Consider the following 26,342-nt stretch of genomic DNA (forward strand, 5'->3'; position numbering starts at 1 on the left):
AAGCTGTTTTTTGTTTTAAAAAAGTCGTAAATTTATAGAGATTTAAATAAAGATATTCTAGGATGCCACTGTATCATAAGCAAGGAAAAATACCTCAAAAAAGACATACTATTTTTAAAAAATCAGATGGGACTTTACATTATGAGCAATTGTTTGGCACCATTGGTTTTGACGGAATGTCTTCTTTAATGTATCATTTACATAGACCTACTCAGATAAAAGAAGTAGGAGAGTCTATTGATATTTCTCCGAAAGCAGCAGTGGAGCACAATATTAAGTCACGCTTATTAAAAGGCTTTCAAGTGCAACCTACAGATGATTATTTAGACAGTAGAGTTACGGTGCTATTTAATAATGATGTGCATGTAGGTTTAGCAGCACCTAAAAAATCGATGACGACGTATTTTTATAAAAATACAGACGCAGATGAGTTACTGTTTATTCATAAAGGAACAGGTATACTAAAAACCATGCTCGGTGAAATTCCGTTTGAATATGGAGATTATTTAGTGATACCTCGTGGGATGATTTATCAAATACATTTTGATACCGAAGAGAATAGACTTTTGGTTACAGAAAGTTACCACCCTATTTATACGCCTAAAAGATACCGTAACTATTTCGGTCAGCATTTAGAACATTCTCCTTTTTGTGAGCGTGATTTTAAACTACCAGAAAATTTACAATCCTATGATGAGAAGGGTGAATTTTTAATGAAAGTGAAAAAGCAAGGTCAATTGCATCATTTAACCTATGCAACACATCCTTTTGATGTGGTAGGTTGGGATGGTTATAATTTTCCTTACGGATTTTCTATCCATAATTTTGAGCCTATAACAGGAAGAGTACATCAACCACCACCAGTACATCAAACGTTTGAAACTAGTGCTTTCGTGGTATGTTCTTTTGTGCCAAGATTGTATGATTACCATCCGCAATCAATACCAGCGCCGTATAATCATTCTAATATAGATTCTGATGAGGTACTCTATTATGTTGACGGTGATTTTATGAGTCGCAAAAGTATAGATCAGGGGTATATTTCATTGCATCCTGCGGGCATACCTCACGGTCCGCATCCAGGAACTTACGAAGCTAGCATCGGGAAATCTAAAACCGAAGAATTAGCGGTTATGATTGATACCTTTAAGCCTCTGAAATTAACACAAGCGGCTTTAGATATTGATGACGGTAAATATTACAAATCTTGGATGGAATAGGTTATTATTTGTGATGCATCACATAATGTACTAATGAAGCAGCTAATTTAGCAGTTTGACCGTCTATATCATAGGTGGGATTCATTTCTGCGATATCTAGACTTATTAGTTTTTTACTATCTATAATTACTTTTAGACTCTCTAAAACAATATTTGGTGCGAAGCCCATTGGAGAAGGCGCGCTTACTCCAGGAGCATAAGCAGATGAGAATCCATCTAAATCTATTGTGGTGTACACGTAATCTACATCTTCTATAAATTGCATTAAGATGAGTTGCACATGCTCTAAATAGTGCATGTTAAAGTGCGCGGTTTCTAAATACATTACATGCAAGTCAGATGCTATTTCAAAAAGTTTTTTATCATTTGCGTCTTTTCTGATGCCTAAGCATAAGTATTCAAAAGTAGCGTTCTCTTTATTATGGTCTTGTGCTATTTGGTAGAAAGGAGTTCCAGATGTGCTTTCGCTTGAAGTAGAACGTAAATCAAAATGTGCATCAAAATTTATAACACCTATTTTTTTATCACCTAGGTATTTTCTGATTCCTTTAAAATGACCGTAAGCGATATCATGACCGCCACCTAAAACTATCGGGAATGTTTTTTTAGCTAATAACAAACTTATGTTTTTAGCAAGTACTTCTTGTGTGGTTTCTAGATCTTCATTTAGGCAAACGATAGTTCCGCAATCAAGTAAAGTAGTTTCATCTGATAAATGATTTGGAAATTTAGCTAAGGATTGACGAATAGCGTCAGGACCATTTACGGCACCAATTCTACCATGATTTCTTTTTACACCTTCATCACACGCATAGCCTAATAAGGCAATTGTTTTTTGATTTTGTGCTATTTCAATTTCATCAATAATAACACAGTGTACTTTTTCGTGCAGGTAAAGTTTTTGTTCAGAGGATCTACCAGACCATAATTCGGGGGTTGTTTTTTTGTATGCCAGCATATTTATTAAAATAAATTCTTAAGTAGGTTGTCATCTACTAAGTTAGGCAAAGTGACTCTTAATTCAGGATTTTTATCCATTTCTCGTTGAATTGCAAACAAAGCTTCATTATTTCTTGACCAACCTCTTCTAGCAATTCCATTGGTAACATCATAAAAAAGCATGCTTTTTAAGCGTTTAGCAGCTTCCTTAGAACCATCTATAACCATTCCAAATCCTCCATTGATGACTTCGCCCCAACCAACACCACCGCCATTATGAATAGAAACCCAAGTAGCACCTCTGAAACTATCGCCAATAACATTTTGTATGGCCATATCTGCTGTGAATTTACTGCCGTCATAAATATTACTGGTTTCTCTAAAAGGAGAATCTGTACCACTCACATCATGATGGTCTCTTCCTAAAACAATAGGGGCAGAAATTTCACCAGTTGAAATAGCGGTATTAAAAGCATCCGCAATTTTTGATCTTCCCTCCGCATCTGCGTATAAAATTCTAGCTTGTGAACCCACCACAAGATTATTGCTGTTAGCCTCTTTGATCCAAGTAATATTGTCTTGTAATTGTTGTTGAATTTCTGTAGGAGCGGTGTTCTTTATATCTTCTAAAACGCGCTGAGCGATGGCATCTGTTTTTTGTAAATCTATAGGATTACCAGAAGTACATACCCATCTAAAAGGCCCAAAACCATAATCAAAACACATAGGGCCTAAAATATCTTGCACATAAGACGGATACCTAAAATCGATTCCGTTTTTGGCCATAACCGCGGCACCTGCTCTAGAAGCTTCCAGTAGAAAAGCATTACCGTAATCAAAAAAATAAGTTCCTTTTGCCGTATGTTTATTAATGGCATCAATTTGTCTTCGTAATGATTCTTGAACCTTTTCTTTAAAAAGCTTGGGATTAACGACCATTAGTTCATTAGCCTCTTCAAAAGAAATATCAACTGGATAATACCCACCTGCCCATGGATTATGTAATGAAGTTTGATCAGATCCTAGATGAATAAATATGTTCTCGTCATAAAATCGTTCCCAAGCGGTAACAATATTTCCTATAAATGCAATGGAAACCACTTCTTTTTCTTCTTGTGCTTTTTTAGTCCTGGCCACCAAATCATCTAAGTTGGTTACGAGAACATCTACCCAGCCTTGTTCATGTCTCTTTTTTGCTGCTGTAGCATTTACTTCTGCGCAGATGGTAATGCAACCAGCAATAGTTCCTGCTTTTGGTTGTGCGCCACTCATGCCGCCTAATCCTGCAGTTAAAAATATTTTCCCAGCCGGATTTTCATCAGTCTTCAGCACTTTTCTAAAAGCATTCATGACGGTAATGGTAGTGCCGTGAACAATACCTTGTGGTCCAATATACATATAAGAGCCTGCAGTCATTTGACCATATTGTGTAACGCCTAACGCGTTATATTTCTCCCAATCATCGGGTTTGGAATAATTAGGAATCATCATGCCATTGGTAGCTACAACTCTTGGTGCTTCTGTGGAAGAAGGGAAAAGCCCCATCGGGTGACCAGAATACATATGAAGAGTTTGTTCATTATTCATGGTAGCCAAATACTGCATGGTTAAAATGTATTGTGCCCAGTTTTGAAAAACAGCGCCATTTCCACCGTAGGTAATTAGTTCTTCAGGATGTTGCGCTACGGCAGGATCTAAATTGTTTTGAATCATTAACATGATTCCTGCAGCTTGTGTTGAGGTATAGGGATATTCATTAATGGGTCGAGCATACATGGTATATTCGGGTTTGAATCTATGCATGTAGATTCTTCCGTATGTAGACAATTCAAAGGCAAACTCTTGAGCTAATTCTCCATGCCAAGCTTTTGGAAAATAACGTAAAGCATTTTTTATAGCTAATTGCTTCTCTTCAGAAGAAAGAATATCTTTTCTTTTTGGAGCGTGACTAAGGGCCGAATTATATTCTTTTTTAGCAGGTAATTCATTCGGAAGGCCTTGAAGAATTTGTTCTTTGAATGTCATCTTAATGTGTTTTGTGTTTATCGAATATTAAGGCACCATTTTTAAAAACCATACACGGTTTAAAAGAACCTTGGTTGTATAAAATTTCATTGTAATCATTAGTATGAAACAATACAAAATCGGCCATAAGTCCTTCTTTTATTTGCCCTCGGTCTGTTAAGTTTAAGGCAGCTGCTGCACGATAAGTGATTCCTGCTAATACTTCGGCATTACTCAATTTTTCAAAAGTTTGAAGAATCGCAGCTTGGGTAAGCAAATCGCCCATAGGAGCAGAACCAGGATTGTGATCACTAGCAATGGCAACGGAACAACCTGCATCCAATAATTTTCGGGCAGGTGTAAAAGCACAGCCTAAACCTATAGAAGCTCCGGGCAGGGCAGTAGCAATAACATTGCTTTTTGAAAGTAGTTCTATCTCTTTATCGGTAGAGGCTTCTAAATGATCGGCACTAAGGGCTCCAAATTCTACCGCAACGGCACTACCATCTGTAGAGAATTGATCAGCGTGCACGGTAATGTCAAAACCCATCTCTTGAGCTTTTTTAAAGTAAGGCCTAATCTCTTCTTTAGAAAAAGCACTTTCTTCTATAAAAGCATCCATTCTATTGCTTAAATTTTCTTCTTTTAAAATGGGGAAAAGGGTGCTGCTTATTTCTTCTAAATATGCTGTATTTGTTCCCAAGAAATCTTTAGGTTTCATATGTGCCGCCAAGCAAGTAGGTATAAGATCTAGTGGAGTTTGTGCATTCGTAGTTTTAATAGCACGGAGCATTTTCAATTCTTCGGCAACAGACAGGCCATAGCCACTTTTTACTTCTAGCGTGGTAACCCCATTTTTTAAATGTTGTTTGCTTCTTTTAATGGTTTTTTTAATCAATTCTTCGGTTGAAGCCTTACGGGTGTGTGTTACAGTGTCCCATATGCCACCACCTGCTTTAGCAATTTCTAAATAGGTTTTACCTGCATTACGCATGGCATAATCTTTAGCTCTAGAACCACCAAAACAAATATGTGTGTGGGCATCTATAAAACCAGGTAGGCACACATGATCTCCTTGCAGAGTTGTAATCTCTGTTGTTTCATTATCTGCGTCTACTGCCATGTTTTTAAACAATCCTATGGTTTTTATTTTTCCGTCTTCTATCAGCATTCCTGCATCATCAATGATGGCAAGCTGCTCATCAGACAAAGCGCCTTTTAGTGGTAAGCCAGTCATGGTTACCAACTGCTTAAAGGGACCTATAAGTTTCAATTTTTTCATGAGTATCATTTTACTAAATTTCAGGGCAATAAAAAGCTATTTTAATATACTTCAAATTCATGGGTGAATTTTGTTTTCAAAGAGATTCCTTCTTTTTCGCTGATGTTATCAATAACGTGAATGATGGTTTGGTCTTTAATCATTTGAATTCCTTTTTCTATATCATCAGAAAAAACACGATCCTTATCTGCAAAAGCTACCTTTTTACGAATAGCCATGTGTATTGCCTCTAAAAAGACCCCTGATTTCATGGGTTTTCTAAATTCAAAAGCTTGTGCCGCAGTCAATAATTCTATCGCCAATATTTTCTCAACATTTTCAAGAACTTGCAATGCTTTTCTACCGCCAATAGACCCCATGCTTACATGGTCTTCTTGTCCTAATGATGTAGGAATGCTATCTGCACTAGAAGGGAAACATAAACCTTTATTCTCACTGGCTAAAGCTGCAGTGGTATACTGTAAAATCATATAACCAGAATTGATGCCGGTTTCTTTCATTAACAGTTTAGGCACACCAGGACTATTACCTTCTAAGGCTAAATAAATTCTTCGATCAGAAATATTCCCTAGTTCCGAAGCTGCTAAACATGCATAGTCTAAGGCCATTGCTAAAGGTTGGCCGTGAAAATTACCACCGCTAATGGTCAATTCTTCATCTATAATTATAGGGTTATCCGTCACAGAATTTAATTCAACTTCTACTAATTCTTTTAAATGCAACCAAGCATTTCTTGAAGCGCCATGTACCTGAGGCATACAACGTAAAGAATAAGGATCTTGAACCCGATCACAATCAATATGATCTTCCATAATCTCAGAGCCTTTTAATAATCGTTTAATACGTTTTGCTACGTGAATGTTTCCTTTATAGGGGCGTAAGACATGTAATTCATTAAAAAATGGTTTCACAGAACCTTGCAAACCTTCAATCATCATAGCACCAATAATATCGGCTTGAGAAAGACAACTGTGTAACTTCTCAACCACCTTAACCGCATGTGCAGCAATAAACTGTGTTCCATTAATAAGTGCTAAACCTTCTTTAGGTCCTAATGTTACGGAAGACAGACCCGTTTGCTTAAAAAGAACAGAAGTCTCCATAACCTTACCCTTATAGTTTACTTTCCCTAAACCAATCAAAGGTAAAAATAAATGAGATAAAGGTGCTAAATCTCCTGAGGCTCCAACAGAACCTTGTGATGGCACAATAGGAATGGCATCATGGTCTATATGCCAAAGGATTCGGTCTAAAGTAGTTTCTGAAATACCTGAATACCCTTTGGCTAAAGACTGTGCTTTTAAAATTAACATCAACTTTGCAATTTCAGTAGCAATAGGCTCACCAACACCTACACTATGACTTTTAAGAATATTGGATTGTAATATTTTCGTTTCTTCTTTAGAGATTTTGGTGGTACAAAGAGGCCCAAATCCTGTATTTATGCCATATACTGCTTTGCCCTTTACTACAATATTGGCTACGATTTGAGCACTTGCATTTATTTTTTCTCTTGTATTTGTAGAGAGTTCAATAGGGGTTTCTCCTTTTGCAATAGAAAGTGTAATGCTTGCAGTAAGCCAGTCTTCGCCAAGTTTAAAAATCTCTTTTGGTGTCATAGTTTTAAATCAGAATTTCATTCTTATAAAACTATTGATTAAGTTTGATAATTACAAATATCATATATATCACTATTCAATAACTATGGGTTATCAACTAGAGTTGCGTCATTTTCACTATTTTTTGGCAGTAGCCGATGAATTACATTATAGAAAAGCTGCAGAAAAACTGTGTATTTCTCAACCTGGATTAAGCAGGCAAATTAAACAGATGGAAGAAATTTTAGCAACTCCCTTGTTTGTTCGGAATAAGAAAAAAGTAACGCTGACTCCAGCCGGGGAATACCTTAAAGCAGAAGTAGAGTTTATTGTAAACCATCTAGAAGTTACTAAAAAGCAATTAAAATTGATATCGGATGGCGATTTTGGAGAGATTCGGATTGGATTTCTAGGGTCGGCCATGCAGACCGTAGTTCCTGATTTGTTGATTAAGTTACGCGACAGTTTCCCGCAGATAAAGACCACGCTAGAAGAACTTTCAAATACGGCTCAAGTAAATGCCATTTTAAAGGATACTTTAGATATTGGTTTTGTAAGACTGGCAAGAGTGCCAGATGGTTTAGGTATTAAAACAGTGATGCAAGACACTTTTTCTCTCGTGCTTCCCAAAGAGCATCCTATTAATTCGGATAATTTTAAAAAGATGAATCAGTTTGCTGATGAAGAGTTTATACTGTTTTCACAGGATTATAGTGCCTTGTATTTTGATACCGTCATGAGTATTTGTGAAGACGCAGGATTTACGCCACGCGTTTCTCACAAATCGGTACATGCACAAACCATTTTTAAATTGGTGGAGAATAAGTTGGGTATTGCTATTGTACCTACATCACTGCAATATGGTTTTGATATGGGGGTGAAATTTATCGAATTAAAAAAAATAAAGCAACGTGCTGAGCTGTCTGTTATTTGGAAAAAAGACAACCGAAACCCTACCCTTAAACATTGTTTAAATGTAGTGTTACATAAAAAATCTTGAATGTAAAATTTCCATAATGGTATAACAATTTAGAAAAACGGAAACATCATATTCATCAATCTTATAGAATTTTGCACTCTTAACGATACATAAATGAATAAGATTAATAATTTTGGAATTGCAGTGATCCTTTTCACGAGTACACTTACCATTATGGTAGGTACTGCCATTGCTCCATCATTAACGGAAATTGCTAAAAATTTAAATTTTTCATATAGCCCTGGATGGTTAATTACATTGCCTTCCCTTGGAGTGGTCGTTTTTGCATCTTCAGTAGGTAAATTAATAGACAGGATAGGCACCTTCAAATTACTGTGTTTGGGCTTAATTCCCTATGCTATTTTCGGTTTTTTAGGCGGGTTTATTACCAATACTTACTTGTTAATTTTAGATCGATTTTTATTAGGTCCTGCAGCGGTTGCAATACAAGTTGCTTTAATTACATACATCGCAGATTATTTTAAAGGTAAAGAGCGAATGAAATTAATTGCATGGCAAGGAATGTCTATAGAATTAGGTGGTGTTGTTTTCTTATCTCTTGGAGGTGTTTTAGGGGATTGGAATTGGCGTTATCCTTTTGCTATTTATTTGGTAGCTTTTGTATGCTTGGTCTTCGTGTTTCTATTTTTACCGAAGGATGATAAAAGTAAAATAGATGATAATCAGAAGGCAGATTTAAATATAGCCGAAACACCTAAACAGAAGAAAGAAGTACAACTAATTGTTTGGGGATCGTTGTTAGCTATGGCATTATTCTTTGTTAGTTTTGTTCGTTTGCCTCAGTATTTACCCACAGTGTTTGATTTTTCTGATAGTCAAGTGGGGTATTTTATGGCCTCAATTTCTTTAGTAGCGGTCTTGTCTGCAAGCCAAATGCCAAGAGTTACCGATAAACTAAATTCATACAATACCGTTATCAGTGGATTTGCATTTTTTGTTTTAGGTTATGTGTGTTTTGCTTTGGCGTCTTCAATGTTTCTTTTAATTGCAGGTATTTTGTGTATAGGAGTTGGTTTTGGTTTTACCATCCCTTTGCTTAATCACATGATTGTAGAAGCAAGTACAATTAAAACACAAGGAAAGAATTTAGGACTTTCCTCTATGGGTATTTTTGCTGGCCAGTTTTTGTCTACGTTTATCGAATTTGTTTCTGATGATACCCGACTTATATTTGGAGTAGCCTCTGGTTTAGCTTTGGTAATAGCACTAATTTTCTTTTTCGCTTTTAAAAAAGTACGACTCATGTGATGTTTTGTAAATTGTTTTATATCTTTTCAACGATGAAAAATTGGAAAGATAAAATCCATCTTGATACTACCTTTAAAAGTAAACCCCTCTTTGTTTCTGATAATGCCTTTGGTCTTTTTTTTGAAATGGATAAAGATAGGTGTGTCTATTTTAAACCATTAAATGAATCTTTTTCATCTTCACTACGCGAAAATAGTAAGGGTACTTTACTATATTTTGAGAGGGAATTTATTGAAGAGGATGACGAAGAATATGCTTTAGATATTTTAAGTTTATTTAAACGCTCCCCAGAAGGTGTTTTCCAGATTGCCACAAAAGAACTTCCGGGAATCGTAGTGGTATTAGAATTGATAGAGGAAGAATATAATACACAGGAGAATGCGTATCTAATTCTTAAATCATTATTGAAAGTTTTGCTGTTAAAGTTAATCAGGCAACTACATAATGGCTATTTAAAGCAAGATGTGCATCAAAAACGGGTACTTCTTTTTTTACAGTTGATGGAACGTCATTATCTGCAAGAAACGTCAGGGGGTTATTATGCGCAGCAAATGGGAATTAGTGAGAAAAGGCTGAATCAAATATTGAAAGATAAATTAGAATTGACCGCGAAACAAGTAATTCAACAACGTCAAGTAACAGAAATAAAAAGGATGATAAAGCAAAATGCTATCACCTTAAAAGAAATGGCATTTTATTTCGGATTTGAATCTTTAAGTAGTTTTTCACGCTTCTTTAAACGTCATACCTTAAAAAGTCCCTCCCAATTTAAAGCAGAATTTGAGCCTTAGCAGAGGGGTTTATTTTAAAATTCTGTTAAGCAAAGCAACAATATATCCCTTTAGGGCTAACTTTGATAAAGAAAAAAACAACTATGATATTTGATGTGATACGAAAGAGAAGATCGGTTTTTCCTGCTCAATATAATGATACACCTGTTGCTAAGGAAGATATTTTAAAAGTATTAGAAGCTGCTAATTGGGCACCTAGCCACCGAAAAACAGAACCATGGCGTTTTAAAGTGATGCAAGGGGATACGCTAGAAAAATTAGGGCTGTTCCTTTCTTTGAAATATTTAGAGACAGATCCGAGTCCGAAAGAATTTAAAGCTAAGAAAATTATAGAAAACCCTAAAAAAGCTTCTGCTATAATAGCCATTTGTATGCAACGCGACCCTGTGAAAAGTGTTCCAGAATGGGAAGAGGTAGCTGCAGTAGCTATGGCGGTACAAAACATGTGGTTGGCGTGTACGGAATTAGGCATTGGAGCCTATTGGAGTTCTCCAGCTTTAGTAAAGCATATGGGAGATTTCTTTGAAATGAACCATGAAGAAGCATGTTTAGGCTTTTTCTATATGGGAAATTATGATCAAGAAATACCAGATTCTGCAAGAGGCCCTATTGAAGATAAAACTGTTTGGTTGTAGTACTATTTAAAGTAAGGAAAAAGTGCTTCTTTGTATTCCCAAGCCTTAGCGATAAAGAGTCCTAAAAATACAATAGACACCATAAATTTTAAAAAGGTTCCTGTAATAAATCCTAAAAAAGATCCGAAAGCCGCTTTAAGAGCGGTTTTTTTGTCGGCTTTATTTAATAGCTCTCCTATAAAAGCACCCACAAAAGGCCAAATTATAATCCCGAATACACCCAATACAGGAAATAGTAATGCGACAAGAAGTCCTAAAGTGGTACCGATCATCCCTGCTTTACTACCGCCAAATTTCTTTGTTCCCATGGCAGGAATAATATAATCTAAAGCAAAAACAAATAGTGCAATAGCCAGAGTGATACCTAAAAACCACCAGTCTTGCGGAATAACGCTTGTTAAAAATAGGAGTAGAAGCCCTAACCAACTTATAGGTGGGCCAGGGAGCACAGGTAAAAAGCTTCCGATGATACCTGCAAGCATAAAAATGAAACCAAAGAGTAGTAACGTAATATCCATTTAAGGGTGTTTGTTTAGTGAGACGAAAATTACGATGCTTTGTTACATCGACATCATTTTTTTTTAAGTTTTTCAACTAATTTATTAGTTTGAACTAATTATTTAGTTATATTTGAACTAACAAGTTAGTTGAAAGCTATTTTTAGTTTGATAGTAGGGTACTAATTTAAGTGTTTAACCAGTGTTAATAAATACTGAAACAAGTTTAAGATACATGAAACAATTGACAAAGGCAGAAGAAGAGGTAATGCAGGTATTGTGGCAATTAGAAAAGTGCAATGTTGCGGCTATTATTGAAGAGTTGCCAGAACCAAAACCAGCTTACAATACAGTATCTACTATTGTACGGATCTTAGAGAGTAAAGGTTTTGTAAATCATGAACAAGAGGGGAAAGGCTATTTATATTTTCCATTATTGAAGAAAGCAGACTACAGCAATCAATCTATCAACAAGCTAGTAGATGGTTATTTTCAAGGATCTTTTAAAAGTATGGTGTCATTTTTCATGAAAAAGAATGATATGAATTTATCCGAACTAGAATCGATATTAAAAGAAATTAAAAAGGAGGAAAAATGATACAGTATATTTTAGAAAGCATCGCTTTTCAGCTTTTGTTTTTAATCGTTTATGATCTTTTTCTAAAAAAAGAAACCTTTTTTCAATGGAACAGAGTGTACCTTATTGGCACATATGTTTTGTCACTAGTTTTGCCTTGGATAAAAATTGAAGCTTTAAAGACAAAAGTATCAGAAACTACTTTTAGCTATCCAGAGTTTTTATGGAATAGAAATGATCTTGAAGTCTCTGGGGTTTCAGGAACTAATGATTTAGTAAGTTGGTTTACAATTGTATTAATAGCGGGGATGGTCATCGCAGCATTCATCTTTGTATTTAAATTATATCAGATAAAACAATTAAAGGATAAGGGCACCATTCAATATTTGAATGATTTTACACAAATCGTCATCAGAAACAGTGAAATTGCATTTTCTTTCTTTAAATCTGTTTTTCTAGGAGATAAAGTATTGGATAAGGATTATGAGAGCATTGTAGCGCATGAGCTGGTTCATATTCGTCAAGGGCATTCGTATGACTTGGTCTTTTTTGAACTGCTTCGCATTATCAATTGGTTTAACCCTTTAGTGTATGTATACCAAAATAGAATATCAGAATTACATGAGTTTATAGCGGATGCTCAGGTCTCTAAAACCAACAAAAAAGAACAATACCAACTGTTATTGTCTCAAGTTTTTCAAACAGAGAATATTTCATTTATCAATCCATTTTTTAAATCATCATTAATCAAAAAACGAATCGTTATGTTACAAAAATCAAAATCAAAGCGTGTATTTCAGTTAAAGTATTTAGTATTAGTACCATTAGTTATTGGAATGCTTTTTTATACCTCCTGCGAAAGTGAGGTAAAGACAGATGAGGTAGAAAGCTCCTCTTTAAAGATGTCTTCTGTTGATGAGTTTCTCTTGGAAGTAGGGGACTTGGATAATTTATCTGAAGAGGAGAAAAAGGAACAAACTAATTTCTTTAATGAAGTTGACGCTTATAAAAAAGTCGGACTTTTTACAATAAAAGATACAAAAGGTAAAGAAATCCAAATCAAAACAAATGCTGAAGGTATTGAGTCTGTAAATGTGATCAAGGGAGGTAATACCCTTTCAAAGGAAGAAATAGATTATGATAATGCTGCAGATGTGCCATTTATGGTTGTAGATGAAACTCCGGTTTTTCCAGGTTGTGAAGATGCTGAAGATCAAAGAGCTTGTTTTAAAGAAAAAATGTTTCAACATATAAATAAGAATTTTAGATACCCAGAAGAAGCTCAAGAACAAGATATTCAAGGTAAAGTAAATATTTTATTTACAATTGATGAAACTGGAACTATAGCGGGTTTAAAAATGCGTGGTCCAGATAAGTTATTAGAAGCAGAGGCTGAACGTATCATTTCTTTATTACCGAAAATGACACCTGGTAAGCAAGATGGGAAAATAGTTCGTGTGCCATTTTCTATTCCTATTACTTTTAAGTTGCAGTAAAATTAGAAGACAACATCAAGGCCAAAGTAATTTCTTTGGCTTTTTTGTTGCTTAAAAATAAATAATGATTAGTACTAAAAAAGGAAATTCACTTTACAACCAATTAAATACCTTAAAAAGTTGTAATTTTCGGCAAAGATTTTGGCGCACATGCGTATAGTAATAGTTTTTCTTAGTTTTTTCCTACTTATATCCTGTGATTTGTTTACTTCAAAAGAGGAGAAAACACAGCGATTGATAGAATCTGAGATTCAGAGTATTGATTTTAATGATTTAGATCAATTTCCACTTTTTGAAAATTGTAGTGAGGCTAATTCTAAAGAAAATAATAAAGCATGTTTTCAAGAAACCTTATTAAATCACTTTTCAGCTTCACTAGAAGGTTTTGAGTTTATTCTTAAAAAAGAAATTTTAGATACGCTGTATGTCGATTTTTTAATGGATAAAAAAGGAGAGATATCAGTTTTAGATATTGAAAATAATGCTATTGTAAGCGAACAAATACCAGAATTTGATGCTATAATAACAAACTGTCTATTAACATTACCTCAAGCATCTCCGGCATTAAAAAGAGGAATACCTGTTAAGGCTAAATTTAGAGTTCCGATAGTACTCAATACCAAATAATAATACACTTGGCAAACGAAAAAATAATTTTAGGAATAGATCCAGGTACTACTATTATGGGTTTTGGACTTATAAAAGTGGTGAATAAAAAGATGGAATTTATGCAAATGAACGAACTTCTTTTGCAAAAGTATAATGACCCTTATGTAAAACTAAAATTGATTTTTGAGCGCACCATTGAACTTATAGATACTTATCACCCAGATGAAATTGCTATTGAAGCGCCATTTTTTGGAAAAAATGTACAGTCAATGTTAAAATTGGGTCGTGCCCAAGGTGTGGCTATGGCGGCAGGTTTATCAAGAGAAATACCTATAACAGAATATCTTCCTAAAAAAATTAAAATGGCAGTTACAGGCAACGGTAATGCAAGTAAAGAGCAGGTAGCTAAAATGTTACAAAGTATGCTCGGGCTAAAAACATTACCTAAAAACTTAGATAGTACCGACGGTTTAGCAGCTGCAGTTTGTCATTTTTATAATGAAGGAAGAATAGAAGTGGGTAAAAGCTATACGGGTTGGGATGCTTTTGTAAAACAGAATGAAAAGAGAGTAAAAAAGTAATTTTTTAATCAAACTAAATTGGTCAATTCTGTATTGATCACTGAATATTTATAAATGTCAGGAATTTACATTCACATTCCCTTTTGCAAGCAAGCTTGCCATTATTGCGATTTTCATTTTTCGACCAGTATGGGAAAGAAAGATGCAATGATTACGGCGATACAAAAAGAATTAAAACTTCGAAAAAATGAATGTAAAAACGAAATTGTAGAAACCATTTATTTTGGAGGCGGAACACCTTCTGTGCTTTCATTGGCTGAAATAAATTCAATCATTGAAGCCGTTTATGTAAATTATTCAGTTGTTGATAGTCCAGAAATTACATTAGAAGCTAACCCTGATGACTTGTCTGAAGCAAAAATAATAGAGTTGTCAGAGAGTAGTGTAAACAGATTAAGTATCGGTATTCAATCTTTTTATGAAGAAGATTTGAAATTGATGAATCGAGCACATAATGCTGAAGAAGCTCAAAACTCATTAACACTTGCAACGCGTTATTTTGATAATATTTCTATTGATTTGATTTACGGAATGCCTGATATGACAAGTGAGCGTTGGACGAAAAACATAGATAAGGCACTGTCTTTTAATATTCCACATATTTCGAGTTATGCACTTACGGTAGAACCAAAAACAGCATTAGATTCTTTTATTAAAAAAGGTTTAATAAAGCCTGTAGATGATGAGGTTGCTCAACAACATTTCAATATTCTTCTTCAAAAAATGGAAGAAAATGGATTTGAAAATTATGAGATATCTAATTTTGGTAAGCCAGGTCATTTTTCTAAAAATAATACGGCATATTGGTTAGGAAAAAAATATATAGGTATAGGCCCCTCTGCACATTCTTTCGACGGAATTCGAAGAGGCTGGAATATCAATAATAATATGAAATATATAAAAGCAATTGAAAATAACGACCTTCCGATGGAAGAAGAGGTATTATCAAAAACCGATAGATATAACGAATATATTATGACAGGTTTGCGTACTGTTTGGGGGGTTTCTTTAGAAAGAATCGCTTTGGAGTTTGGTGAAAACTACCATAAATACTTGTTAAAACAAGCTGACAAATATATTCAAGAAGAACTTTTAATGCTAAAAAATGATACTCTTTTAACTACAAAAAAAGGAAAATTTCTAGCAGATGGGATTGCAGCAAATCTTTTTATGATTAACTTGTCGTAGTTAACACTACCAATTTGAAAGCAAGTATAAAACACAAAAAAAAACTTTACAATGTAGATTTTTCTAAGCCTTTAGATATTTCTATTCCGATAACTGGAGCTACTACAAATGTAAATGCATGGTACATTAAAAATCCAGAAATTACTCCGCATACAGAAGATAAATTTGTTGGAAAAGTATCAGAAGGAGCATCTACTAATTTTAATGATGTTTGGTTTAATCCACATGCACATGGTACGCATACAGAGTGTGTTGGGCATATTACAGAAGAATTTCATTCTGTAAATCAAAATTTGAAACAATTTTTCTTTTTAGCAGAAGTAATAACGATAGCCCCTGAAAGAAATAATGGTGATTTCGTGATTTCTAAAAAACAATTACAATATGCTTTAAAAGATTGTAAATGTGAGGCGGTTGTTATTAGAACATTGCCAAACATAATTGATAAACTACAAAAGCAATACTCAAATACAAACCCGCCTTACTTATTGGAAGAGGCCGCATTATATTTGGTAGAATTAGGAGTAGAACACCTGCTTGTAGATTTACCTTCGGTAGATAAAGAGAAAGATGGTGGTGCTTTAGTATCGCATAATGCTTTTTGGAATACAGCAGGTAAAATTCGTTTTAACGCCACAATTACAGAGTTTGTTTATGTTAATAATGCGATTAAAGATGGGGGTTACATATTAAATATTCAAGTTGCAGCTTTCGAGAATGATGCTAGTCCAAGTAGGCCTGTTTTATATAAAATAGAAGCATAATGAAAGCTATATTGAAATTAGAAGAGTTAGTACAGTTTTTATTAGGGATATATTTATTTGGCTTGCTTGATTACCCGTGGTGGTCGTTTTTGATATTAATCCTTATGCCAGATATCGGAATGGTAGGTTACTTATTCAATACTAAAATAGGCGCAATACTCTATAATGTTTTTCATCATAAAGGATTAGCGTTAATTATATATATAATAGGTTGTTATCTTTCAATACCTTTGTGTCAATTAATAGGTGTAATTTTATTTAGCCATGCAGCATTGGATCGTATTTTTGGTTATGGTTTAAAATTCAATAAAGGATTTAAATTTACACATTTAGGAGAAATAGGGAAATAAGAATGGATAATATATTTGATACTTTTCTAGGCTTAATATTAGGTGCAATTGCAACGTATTGGGCATATTCTTTTTTTAGAAAAAAGAAAAGCAAAGAACTGACAGTAGTACAGTCACACGTTTTATTAGAGAAAATTAAAAGCGTTTGTAAACTTATCTCTGTTGAAGGTGATTTTGCCGAAATATATAGATATGAAAATACAAAAGAGCGTTTTTTAAGTTTAGTTTCTAGCAAAAAAAAGGCTTTAATTGTCATAAATGCTAAAGCTCAAATAGGATACGATTTAAAAAAAGTAGGATTGAAAGCAGATAATGAGTCGAAGAAAATAATACTTACAGATTTTCCGCAACCCGAAATATTATCTATAGAGCCAGAGTTAGATTTTTACGATATAAAAAACGGTATGTTTAATTCTTTTACGCCAGATGATTTAACGGTATTAAATCAAGAAGCAAAACAACATATAAGAGATAAAATTCCTGAGAGTGGTTTAATGGAAACAGCCCGTAGTGAAGCTATAGAAGCTATTTTGCTAATAGAGTCAATCGTTGAAACCATAGGTTGGAAATTAGATTATACAGCTTTGAAAATAGAAGCAAAAGAGCAATTAAGCGAAAGAAAAACCAAACTGAATAGATTTTTAGAAAGATGAAGATAAAGAGCATAGTAACAGTTGTAATTATATTATTATTCTCCGTGCTTAGTAGCTACGGGCAAACAAAAACTACCATGAAAGACTTTGATTCTAACTACGCGCATACCGTTTATTTTTGGTTAAATAACCCTGATAGTAAAGAAGGTTGTAAAGCTTTTGAAGTTTCTCTTCGAAAGTTTTTAGACAATTCAGCATATGCAAAAACTAAATTTATAGGTGTGCCACCAAGGGCAAGTAGAGAAGTTGTTGATGGGTCATTTACATATTCTTTAATTGTAACTTTTGAATCGGCAGATGCACAGCAAGAATATCAAAAAGAAGCGCCACATTTATTATTTATAGAAGAATCAAGTAAGCTTTGGAATAAAGTAATTGTATACGATTCTAAAGCTATTATAGAATAATAGAAATGAACATAGAGGAATTTAGAGCTTACTGCATTGCTAAAAAAGGAATTACAGAAGAGTTTCCTTTTGATGAAAACACTTTAGTGTTTAAAGTAATGGGTAAAATGTTTGCTTTAACTTCTTTAGAAAAACTACCCTCTCAAGTAAATTTAAAGTGCAACCCTGAAAAGGCTATTGAATTACGAGAAACTTATGATGGTGCAGTGTTGCCAGGCTACCATATGAGTAAAGTACATTGGAATACATTATTATTAGAAAATTTACCTTCAAAACTTATTTTAGAACTTGTTGATCATTCTTATGATCTTGTGGTTTCTAAATTAACAAAAAAACTTCAGGAGCAATTAGCAGAGTTGAAAGAATAGGCTTGTATAACCTTATTTTTTGTTTATCTATACTAATCTGCTATTTAACTATAGTTCTGAGGTCGCTCGGCTAAAACTTTCATAAAAAAAGTATTGCTAATGTACCTTTACAGAAGAAATGATGATTATATCAATTCAACGAAATTAATAAGATGCCTTTTTCCCCTAAATCTTATTCATTGTAGGTTCCCCCCGAACCTTAATATGGCAAGAGATCAGCGAGAGCTGATCTTTTTGTTTTTAACATATTCAATCATAACTATTAGCATTAGTTTCTAGAGTAAGAAACTATATCTTTACATTTCATTTCACAGATTTTTATTAATGGAAGATTTACATTCATTTTACTCCAGTAAAGTAGCGACTTATAAAGAGCAATTATCAAAAATAAAAGGGCAGTTGTTTGCTTCCAGCATGATACGTTTAGTTGTCTTTTTAGCTGCAGGTGTGGCTATTTTTTTTGTTAGAGACTCTGCTAATATGATTCTAAGTGTTATCGGTGCTGCAATTGTTCTATTCTTATTTTTGGTTTCTAGGCATTCTAATTTACAGTACAAAAGAGATAAGCTACTCGCGCAAATAAAAATTAATGAAACAGAAATTAAAGTTTTAAAAAGAGATTTTCATGACTTGTCAGATGGTGAAGAACATAAAAAGCCTATTCATTATTTTAGTCAAGATATAGATTTGTTTGGTAAAGGGTCTTTTTATCAATATGCTAACAGAACAGTTTTACCGCAAGGGAGCGAGAATTTAGCACATCTTTTTACAGAAAATACAATTCATGATATAGCAGAAAAGCAAGAAGCAATAAATGAATTAGCAGCATTAGTAGATTGGAGGCAAGAGTTTTCTGCAATAGGGTCTTTAGTGCAAACAGAAACAGCATATACAGCCATTTTAAAATGGTTACAAAACTATAAAAGGTTTTTGTCTAAACCTTTAAAAATAGTGCCGATAGTATTTACCAGTATTTCCATTTTAGCATTTATTGGTTTTTTTATAATTCCGCTTTCTTTTTTTGTGATACTACTTGTATTTATTGCAGGTTTGGCTATTACCGGAATTTATGTTAAAAAAATAAATCAATTATCATTCGATACTGGAAAAATACAAACGACATTTCAGCAATATCAAAAGTTAATTTTAGAAATTGAAAATATTGAATTTAAGTCTGATTTGCTTAAACAAAAAAGAGAAGCAATTTTAAATACAAATGAAAAAACTTCTGAAGTTTTACATGAATTCTCAAGAATTTTAGGTGCTTTAGATCAGCGTAATAATATGATTTTTGGCTTAATAGGTAATGGTTTTTTTCTTTGGGATATTTACCAATCGTACAAAATTGAAGATTGGATTTCAAAACACAGTACTAAGGTTGAAGGTTGGTTTTCAACTATTGCCTTTTTTGATGCTTATAATAGTTTAGCTAATTTTAAATACAATCATCCTAGTTATGTTTTTCCAAAAATAACAGAAAACATGAGTGTTCTAAAATCTATAGGAGCTGGCCATCCGTTATTAAACCCAGAAAAGAGTGTTCTAAATGATATAGATATAGATAGTGAAGAGTTTTTCATTATTACGGGAGCGAACATGGCAGGTAAAAGTACGTTTTTAAGAACAGTCTCTTTACAAATTGTAATGGCAAATATGGGTTTACCTGTTTGTGCAAAAAATGTAGAATATAACCCTATAAAATTAATAACGAGTATGCGAACTACAGATTCTTTAACGGATGATGAGTCGTACTTCTTTTCAGAATTAAAGCGCTTGCGTTTTATTGTTGATGAAATAAAAACAGATCGATATTTTATTGTCTTAGATGAAATTTTAAAAGGAACAAATAGTACTGATAAGGCTATAGGTTCTAGAAAATTTGTAGAAAAATTGATAGGGTCAAAAGCAACAGGTATTATAGCAACACATGATTTAAGTTTGTGTGAAGCAGCAAATGATTTGCCGCAGGTGAAAAATCATTATTTTGATGCAGAAATTATTGATGATGAGCTGCATTTTGATTACAAGTTTAAAGATGGTATTTGTCAAAATATGAATGCTTCTTTTTTATTGAAAAAAATGCAAATAGTAGATTAATACGTATTAAAAATAAAAAATGGATTCACTTACGCAAATTGTACTTGGAGCAGCAGTAGGTGAAGCTGTATTGGGTAAAAAAGTTGGTAATAAAGCGATGCTTTTTGGAGCTATAGCAGGCACAATACCTGACTTAGATGTTTTTACACGTTTTTTAACTAATGATCCAATTACAGCAATTGAGTGGCATAGAGGTTTTAGTCATTCTATACTATTCTCTATTATTTTTGCACCAATATTTGGATGGTTAACGTATAAACTTCTACCTAAAAAAGAAGCTACATGGAAAGGCTGGTCATGGTTAATGTTTTGGGGGCTCTTTACACATCCTATATTAGATTCTTTTACTACTTGGGGCACGCAACTTTTTTGGCCATTTGAAATGCGTTTAGCTTTTCAAAATATTTTTGTAATAGATCCTCTTTATACACTTCCTTTTTTGTTTTTTCTTATTCTGGCAATGTTTCAGAAAAGATCATCTGTAAAAAGAAGGAAATACAATACTTGGGGTTTAGTTATAAGTATAACGTATATGGCTATAACCTTGGTTTTGAAAGGTGTTGCTTATCAGAAATTCACGACAGCACTGGCAAACCAACAAATACCTTACGTAGATATTGATACACGCCCAAGCCCCTTTAATACCATTTTATGGACTGCAAATATTGAAACAGAAGATGCATATTTAATTGCTAATTACTCTTTTTTCGATTCTAAACCAATTGCTTTTGAAAGCTATCCTAAAAATTATCAGGCATTAGGCACTTTAGCTGAAAATGATAAAGTAAAACGCCTGATTGCTATTTGTGAAGGATGGTATATTATTTCAGAAAATGAAGGAGAACTTTATTTTAATGATCTTCGATTTGGCCTTATAAGTATGGATCCTAAAGAAAAGCAATTTGCATTTAGCTATCAGTTAAAAGAAGCCAATGGTACGTTAGAAGTTTTAGAAAACCAAAGATTAAGTGCAGATGCTAAAAAACTACTATCTGAACTTTGGAAACGTATTTGGGGCAATTAAAAAGTGTTATAAATTTTTAACTTGTAATTTATGAAAAGCATCTGCTTGCAACTTTAGTAATTCTTCAGCTTTTTGTTTTTTATAGGTATATATGGCTTCTTCTTCACTAATATCAGCATAAATTTTATTATTTAATGATTCATCTGTAGCCACAAGTAACTCGCGTTGTTTCACTTTTTGAGTCACCCAAGATTTAACAACACTTTCCTCTTCTTCCAATTTATAATCATAAGTACCTTTAGGCGATAGAAGTTTCGCAATGATAGGTGAAGTTTCTATTGCAAGAAAAAGTAAAAAAATAAAGAACGGTGGCAACCATGGTAGTTTGTTTAATGCGGTAATTCTGGCCATTAGTCCATCAAAACCGTCAATAATAGGCTGAGAATCTGTTACCGAAGTGGTATATTCTGTTTGGAGAGTGGTAATCTGAGATTCTATTCCAGTAATTTTAATAGCATTTATCTCCTTTAGTTCTCTGAGTTCTTTTAGCGCCGCATCATGCTTATCTCTTTTTTCTGCGTATACTGGGCCTTTTCCTAAAAGCTTTGTTCCTGCCGTCCCTTCTGCTTCAGAAATGTAAGTGTCATATAAGGCATTAGTTTCTGATTCTTGATTTGCAATTTCTGTTTTTAAGGCTTCAATGTCTTTATGCAAGGCATCAATACTAGGATAGTACTGTAGTGCAATTTGATCCTTATTAGCTAGTGTCAATTCGTTTTTTTGTTCTAAAAGGACTTGATTAATTTCCTTTTCAAAAATTTTCATTTCTAGCGGCTTAGAAATTACAATAGCTATAATGACGGCTAAAATAATACGTGGTGTTGCTTGTAAAAATTCACTTCCAAACGTATCTCTTTTTCGTATCGTAGAAACAATAAATCGGTCTAAGTTAAAAATTAACAAGCCCCAAACAAGGCCAAAGAAAATGGAAGTATACATGTTGTCAAAAACAGTGAATAAAGCATAGCTGCTAGCAATAAATGCCATTACGGCGGTGAAAAATACCGTAGCTCCTATTCCTGCATATTTATTGCGTTCTCCTTGAGAACATTCGGTCAGTATTTCAGAATCGGCTCCTGAGCACAGGATAAAAAAACGTTGTAACATAATTGATTTGATTTTTGATTGATGAGTAACTAATGTACAAATTCTATTTGAAAAATTATGTTAAACAATAGCAAGACTAATGTTAGTAGTCGTTTAGGTGAATCTGTTACATAAAAAAAGCCTTCAAATTTCTTGAAGGCTTTTTAAATAGTGGGATTTTTTATTTTTTTCAACTGAAGCAGTTAAAATTTTAGTTGAATTTTTTTCTGGTAATTAAATATTTGATAATTTATTTTTCTTCTTCAGAATCCTTTCCAAAGTAGGTAGTATATATTCCATAAAGGATAATAAGACCTAGTAGGCCTAGAATTATTTTTCCACCAATACGATCAAAAAATGAGGCAGAAGCTTCTTCAGAAATTTTAATATTAGCGGCTGCTGCAATTGTCTTTATTTCATCAGCTGATAATTCAACATAAGTTTCATCATCTACATAACCGGCATAAATTACTTCTGTATTATTATAAGGTAGCCAAACAATATGACTGATAGTATACATTTTACCTATATCAAAATATCTTCCATCTTCTATTTGATATTCTTCAGTATCTGGTAAGTCTGCAACTTTAACAATTCTTTGCTCGTCTCCATAAGGAATAGGAATTCTTGCTCTTGCAATTGCAGAATTTAATCCGAAAAACAAAAGCCCGACAGTAAGTAGTGTGCTTAATTTCATTGGTTTGTTATTTATATTTAGGTTTTAAATGTATAAAAAATAATCGCTAAAACTTATACTTTAATAAAAATTTAGTTGCGTTTTATCGAAAATATTCACACTTGAGAAGGTGAAATTAGCATTTGTGAGATAAGGTTGAGATAAAGTACCACTAGTATCATCAATTTTTTTAAGTTTGTAAGTATAAAATATTAAGAACAAAATGAGCATATTAGAAGAGTTAGTTGAAAGAAGTGGTAATAAGTGCGAACTATGTACTTCTACAGAAGATTTAAAAGTATATGAAGTTCCACCTGTTTCAATAAGCGGAATTGATAGTAGCCTTTTAGCATGCGGAGTTTGTGTAGATCAAATAGAAAATCCTGATAGTACAGATGCCAACCATTGGAGGTGTTTGAATGATAGTATGTGGAGCGAGTATGATACGGTTAAAGTTGTTGCTTGGAGAATGCTTTCTCGTTTAAAAAGTGAAGGTTGGCCTAAAGATTTGCTAGATATGATTTACTTAGAAGATGAAACTTTAAAGTTTGCAAAAGCTACTGGCGAGGGTTTAGCAGAAGCAGATAAAATTATTCATAGAGATGTAAATGGTGTCATTTTAGAAAACGGTGATAGTGTTGTTTTAATTAAGGATTTGAAAATAAAAGGATCAAGTCAAGTTGCTAAGCAAGGTACTGCAATTCGCAGAATTTCATTAGATCGTGAAAATGCAGAATTTATTGAGGGTAAAGTGGGGCCTACAATGACTGTAATCATAACAAAATACGTTAAGAAATTATAATTTATAGCGTTAGGGGTCGTAGTGAAAAGCCCGCAGCCGTTTTGCGGTGAGTACTTGTAACGTATAGTCCGACCTTTAGGTAACGCCATAAATAAAAGTCCGTTCTCTTAGGAAAACGGACTTTTATTTTTAGCTATTTTTTTTTAGGATTGTGCTTTTGTTTGATGCGAACAAAGATTAATTTATTTCTGCTTTTAGAATTTTCACGTTGCTCAAGCTCAAAAATATCGATTGATTTTATAAGCGGTGTGAGTTTCTCAAAGCCATAGTTTCTAGAATCGAAATTAGGTTGCTTTTTTTGCAAGAGACTCCCTACGTCACCAAGAAAAGCCCAGCCATCATCATCAGAAACATCAGCTATGGTGGTTTTTATAAGTTGAATATCTTTTCTGGTGATTTTATCAACAGTGTCTTTGTTTTCATCTTTTTCAGTATCATTTTCAAGACGTTCTGTTTTCGATTTTAAAATTTCGATATAAATAAATTTATCACAAGCTACTATAAATGGGTTTGGTGTTTTTTTCTCTCCAATACCTATAACCTTCATGCCAGCTTCTCTTAAACGAGTAGCTAAACGAGTAAAATCACTATCACTTGAGACTAAGCAAAAGCCATTTACTTTTTCAGAATACAGAATATCCATGGCATCAATAATCATAGCAGAATCAGTTGCATTTTTACCAGTTGTATAGCCGTATTGCTGAATAGGTGTTATCGCATTTTCAAGCAACAAATTTTTCCATTTTGTTAAATTGGGTTTCGTCCAATCTCCATATATTCTTTTAATCGTTGGATTACCGTATTTAGCAATCTCCTCCATCATTTCTTTTACTTGTGCAGAGGGTATATTATCGCCATCAATTAGTACTGCTAAATTTATATTTGAATCCATTTTGCGTTATTTTATATTAAAACAGTGTTGTGTTAAGTGATAAAATTCTAAAATTATATTTTATTATTTTCAGATAATTCAGTGAAATATTGATAAAAATAAGGGATGGTTTCAATTCCTTTTAGATAATTCCATACTCCGAAATGTTCGTTAGGGGAATGTATGGCATCGCTATTCAAACCAAAGCCCATTAATATGGTTTTACTTTCTAACTCTTTTTCGAAAAGCGCAACAATTGGGATGCTACCTCCACTACGTTGTGGAATTGGTTTTTTACCAAAAGTAGCTTCGTATGCTTTTGATGCAGCTTGGTAACCAATTGTATTTGTTGGAGTTACGTAGCCTTGTCCGCCATGGTGTGGCGTAACTTCAACTGTTACACCTTCAGGAGCGATACTTTCAAAATGAGTTTTAAATAATTCTGTAATCTCTTTCCAATCTTGATTAGGTACTAATCGCATTGATATTTTAGCGAAAGCTTCGCTGGCAATTACAGTTTTAGCACCTTCACCTATATAACCACCCCAAATACCGTTAACATCTAAAGTTGGACGGATTGCGTTGCGTTCATTAGTAGTGTATCCTTTTTCACCATATACAGCATTTATTTTTAATGCATCTTTATAGGCGTCAAGACTAAATGGTGCTTTTGCCATTTCAGAACGTTCTTCAGTTGATAAATTTTCAACCTTATCATAAAAGCCTGGTATGGTAATATAGTTATTGTCATCATGTAAACTAGCAATCATTTTGGCTAGTATATTAATAGGGTTTGCAACTGCGCCACCATATAAACCAGAATGTAAATCTCGATTAGGGCCAGTAACTTTTACCTCTACATAACTTAAACCACGTAAACCTGTAGTAATAGATGGTACATCATTGGCAATCATTCCTGTATCTGATATTAAAATAATATCATTAGCAAGTTTCTCTTTATTGTTTGCTACAAAAATGGCTAAGTTGTTACTGCCGACTTCTTCTTCGCCTTCAATCATGAATTTCACATTACATGGTAATTGGTTAGTTTTTACCATAAATTCTAATGCTTTTACATGCATGAACATTTGCCCTTTATCATCGCAAGCACCACGAGCAAAAATTGCACCTTCAGGGTGTAAATCTGTTTTTTTAATAACAGGTTCGAAAGGCGGAGAGGTCCATAAATTGATAGGATCTGCTGGCTGTACATCATAATGACCATAAACTAGTACTGTTGGAAGCTCTGGATTTATTATTTTTTCACCATATACTATCGGGTATCCATCGGTCTCACAAATTTCTACACTATCACAACCCGCAGCAGAAAGTGCGTTTTTTACGGCTTCTGCTGTATCTAAAACATCTTGTGTATATGCGGTGTCGGCGCTTACAGATGGTATTTTTAGTAGTTCTATTAACTCTTTTAAAAAACGTTCTTTGTGCTCAGAAATATAATTATCTATACTTTCCATTCTATAATTTTAGGATAATATAAAACTACAAAAAAGAAGTTTTTTCAACTAAGTATTTCTAAATTGATTTTTTAATTTATATTTGCACTCCTTTAGCGGAAGAA

27 protein-coding genes are annotated in these 26,342 nt (G+C 33.5%); 18 read left to right on the forward strand and 9 right to left on the reverse strand.

Going from position 1 to position 26,342, the window contains the following annotated elements:
* Positions 1–62 precede the first annotated feature (62 nt).
* Positions 63–1,220 (forward strand): homogentisate 1,2-dioxygenase, encoded by a 1,158-nt coding sequence (locus tag H0I23_RS16270; RefSeq protein ID WP_216784339.1) that lies wholly within the window; start codon positions 63–65, stop codon positions 1,218–1,220.
* 4 nt (positions 1,221–1,224) lie between these two features.
* Here H0I23_RS16270 and hutG read toward each other — a convergent pair whose 3' ends face one another.
* From hutG to hutH, 4 genes are read right to left on the reverse strand one after another with little or no spacing between them, the layout of a single operon-like run.
* Positions 1,225–2,178, reverse strand: coding sequence for a formimidoylglutamase (gene hutG / locus H0I23_RS16275; protein WP_216784340.1), 954 nt, complete (start codon positions 2,176–2,178; stop codon positions 1,225–1,227).
* Between the two features lie 5 nt (positions 2,179–2,183).
* A complete protein-coding gene (locus H0I23_RS16280) occupies positions 2,184–4,184 on the reverse strand; it encodes a urocanate hydratase (RefSeq protein ID WP_216784341.1) in 2,001 nt (666 codons plus the stop codon).
* Between the two features lies 1 nt (position 4,185).
* Positions 4,186–5,445 (reverse strand): imidazolonepropionase, encoded by a 1,260-nt coding sequence (hutI, locus tag H0I23_RS16285; RefSeq protein WP_216784342.1) that lies wholly within the window; start codon positions 5,443–5,445, stop codon positions 4,186–4,188.
* Between the two features lie 41 nt (positions 5,446–5,486).
* On the reverse strand, positions 5,487–7,064 hold the full coding sequence (gene hutH / locus H0I23_RS16290) for a histidine ammonia-lyase (RefSeq protein ID WP_216784343.1): 1,578 nt from the start codon (positions 7,062–7,064) through the stop codon (positions 5,487–5,489).
* Between the two features lie 85 nt (positions 7,065–7,149).
* Between hutH and H0I23_RS16295 the strand changes: the two genes are divergently transcribed.
* From H0I23_RS16295 to H0I23_RS16310, 4 genes are all read left to right on the forward strand, one after another.
* A complete protein-coding gene (locus tag H0I23_RS16295; RefSeq protein WP_216784344.1) occupies positions 7,150–8,043 on the forward strand; it encodes a LysR family transcriptional regulator in 894 nt (297 codons plus the stop codon).
* A gap of 93 nt (positions 8,044–8,136) precedes the next feature.
* Entirely contained in the window at positions 8,137–9,291 is a 1,155-nt protein-coding gene (locus H0I23_RS16300; RefSeq protein WP_216784345.1) for an MFS transporter, read from the forward strand.
* Positions 9,292–9,323: 32 nt separating this feature from the next.
* Positions 9,324–10,082 (forward strand): AraC family transcriptional regulator, encoded by a 759-nt coding sequence (locus tag H0I23_RS16305; RefSeq protein WP_216784346.1) that lies wholly within the window; start codon positions 9,324–9,326, stop codon positions 10,080–10,082.
* Positions 10,083–10,165: 83 nt separating this feature from the next.
* Positions 10,166–10,717, forward strand: a complete 552-nt coding sequence (locus H0I23_RS16310) for a nitroreductase (protein WP_216784347.1) — start codon at positions 10,166–10,168, stop codon at positions 10,715–10,717.
* A 2-nt stretch (positions 10,718–10,719) separates the two neighbouring features.
* Here the strand turns inward: H0I23_RS16310 and H0I23_RS16315 are convergent, their stop codons facing one another.
* The gene (locus H0I23_RS16315) at positions 10,720–11,235 is read right to left on the reverse strand and encodes a DUF456 domain-containing protein (protein ID WP_216784348.1); all 516 of its coding nucleotides are present in this window, start codon (positions 11,233–11,235) and stop codon (positions 10,720–10,722) included.
* 214 nt (positions 11,236–11,449) lie between these two features.
* Between H0I23_RS16315 and H0I23_RS16320 the strand changes: the two genes are divergently transcribed.
* From H0I23_RS16320 to H0I23_RS16375, 12 genes are all read left to right on the forward strand, one after another.
* Complete coding sequence (locus H0I23_RS16320) at positions 11,450–11,812, forward strand: BlaI/MecI/CopY family transcriptional regulator (protein WP_024481940.1); 363 nt, start codon at positions 11,450–11,452, stop codon at positions 11,810–11,812.
* Positions 11,809–13,287 carry a M56 family metallopeptidase gene (locus tag H0I23_RS16325; RefSeq protein WP_216784349.1) on the forward strand — a complete coding sequence of 493 codons (1,479 nt, stop codon included), beginning with the start codon at positions 11,809–11,811 and terminating at the stop codon, positions 13,285–13,287. Before H0I23_RS16320 ends, H0I23_RS16325 begins: the two co-directional genes overlap by 4 nt.
* A 150-nt stretch (positions 13,288–13,437) precedes the next feature.
* Positions 13,438–13,914 carry a hypothetical protein gene (locus H0I23_RS16330; protein WP_216784350.1) on the forward strand — a complete coding sequence of 159 codons (477 nt, stop codon included), beginning with the start codon at positions 13,438–13,440 and terminating at the stop codon, positions 13,912–13,914.
* Positions 13,915–13,922: 8 nt separating this feature from the next.
* Positions 13,923–14,477: a crossover junction endodeoxyribonuclease RuvC gene (ruvC, locus tag H0I23_RS16335; RefSeq protein WP_216784351.1), complete on the forward strand. Its 555-nt coding sequence runs from the start codon at positions 13,923–13,925 to the stop codon at positions 14,475–14,477.
* A gap of 54 nt (positions 14,478–14,531) precedes the next feature.
* Entirely contained in the window at positions 14,532–15,665 is a 1,134-nt protein-coding gene (gene hemW / locus H0I23_RS16340) for a radical SAM family heme chaperone HemW (protein ID WP_216784352.1), read from the forward strand.
* Between the two features lie 14 nt (positions 15,666–15,679).
* Entirely contained in the window at positions 15,680–16,429 is a 750-nt protein-coding gene (locus H0I23_RS16345; RefSeq protein WP_216784353.1) for a cyclase family protein, read from the forward strand.
* Complete coding sequence (locus H0I23_RS16350) at positions 16,429–16,779, forward strand: DUF4260 domain-containing protein (RefSeq protein ID WP_216784354.1); 351 nt, start codon at positions 16,429–16,431, stop codon at positions 16,777–16,779. Before H0I23_RS16345 ends, H0I23_RS16350 begins: the two co-directional genes overlap by 1 nt.
* 2 nt (positions 16,780–16,781) lie before the next feature.
* Positions 16,782–17,432, forward strand: coding sequence for a DUF4230 domain-containing protein (locus H0I23_RS16355; protein ID WP_216784355.1), 651 nt, complete (start codon positions 16,782–16,784; stop codon positions 17,430–17,432).
* Positions 17,433–17,509: 77 nt separating this feature from the next.
* Entirely contained in the window at positions 17,510–17,839 is a 330-nt protein-coding gene (locus H0I23_RS16360) for a Dabb family protein (RefSeq protein ID WP_371736644.1), read from the forward strand.
* Between the two features lie 5 nt (positions 17,840–17,844).
* Positions 17,845–18,207 (forward strand): MmcQ/YjbR family DNA-binding protein, encoded by a 363-nt coding sequence (locus tag H0I23_RS16365; protein ID WP_216784357.1) that lies wholly within the window; start codon positions 17,845–17,847, stop codon positions 18,205–18,207.
* 324 nt (positions 18,208–18,531) lie between these two features.
* Positions 18,532–20,304, forward strand: a complete 1,773-nt coding sequence (locus tag H0I23_RS16370; RefSeq protein ID WP_216784358.1) for a DNA mismatch repair protein MutS — start codon at positions 18,532–18,534, stop codon at positions 20,302–20,304.
* A 19-nt stretch (positions 20,305–20,323) separates the two neighbouring features.
* On the forward strand, positions 20,324–21,328 hold the full coding sequence (locus H0I23_RS16375) for a metal-dependent hydrolase (RefSeq protein WP_216784359.1): 1,005 nt from the start codon (positions 20,324–20,326) through the stop codon (positions 21,326–21,328).
* A 6-nt stretch (positions 21,329–21,334) separates the two neighbouring features.
* Here H0I23_RS16375 and H0I23_RS16380 read toward each other — a convergent pair whose 3' ends face one another.
* Entirely contained in the window at positions 21,335–22,435 is a 1,101-nt protein-coding gene (locus H0I23_RS16380) for a DUF4407 domain-containing protein (protein ID WP_216784360.1), read from the reverse strand.
* A gap of 229 nt (positions 22,436–22,664) precedes the next feature.
* Entirely contained in the window at positions 22,665–23,111 is a 447-nt protein-coding gene (locus H0I23_RS16385; protein ID WP_216784361.1) for a hypothetical protein, read from the reverse strand.
* Positions 23,112–23,313: 202 nt separating this feature from the next.
* Between H0I23_RS16385 and H0I23_RS16390 the strand changes: the two genes are divergently transcribed.
* Positions 23,314–23,892, forward strand: coding sequence for an alkylphosphonate utilization protein (locus H0I23_RS16390; RefSeq protein ID WP_216784362.1), 579 nt, complete (start codon positions 23,314–23,316; stop codon positions 23,890–23,892).
* 133 nt (positions 23,893–24,025) lie between these two features.
* Here the strand turns inward: H0I23_RS16390 and H0I23_RS16395 are convergent, their stop codons facing one another.
* Together H0I23_RS16395 and H0I23_RS16400 are read right to left on the reverse strand one after the other, a co-directional pair.
* Complete coding sequence (locus tag H0I23_RS16395; protein ID WP_216784363.1) at positions 24,026–24,784, reverse strand: NYN domain-containing protein; 759 nt, start codon at positions 24,782–24,784, stop codon at positions 24,026–24,028.
* Between the two features lie 53 nt (positions 24,785–24,837).
* Positions 24,838–26,238, reverse strand: a complete 1,401-nt coding sequence (locus H0I23_RS16400; protein ID WP_216784364.1) for a dipeptidase — start codon at positions 26,236–26,238, stop codon at positions 24,838–24,840.
* Positions 26,239–26,342: the final 104 nt, after the last annotated feature.

The sequence above is a fragment of the Cellulophaga sp. HaHaR_3_176 genome (assembly GCF_019021925.1).
Classification (GTDB): Bacteria; Bacteroidota; Bacteroidia; order Flavobacteriales; family Flavobacteriaceae; genus Cellulophaga.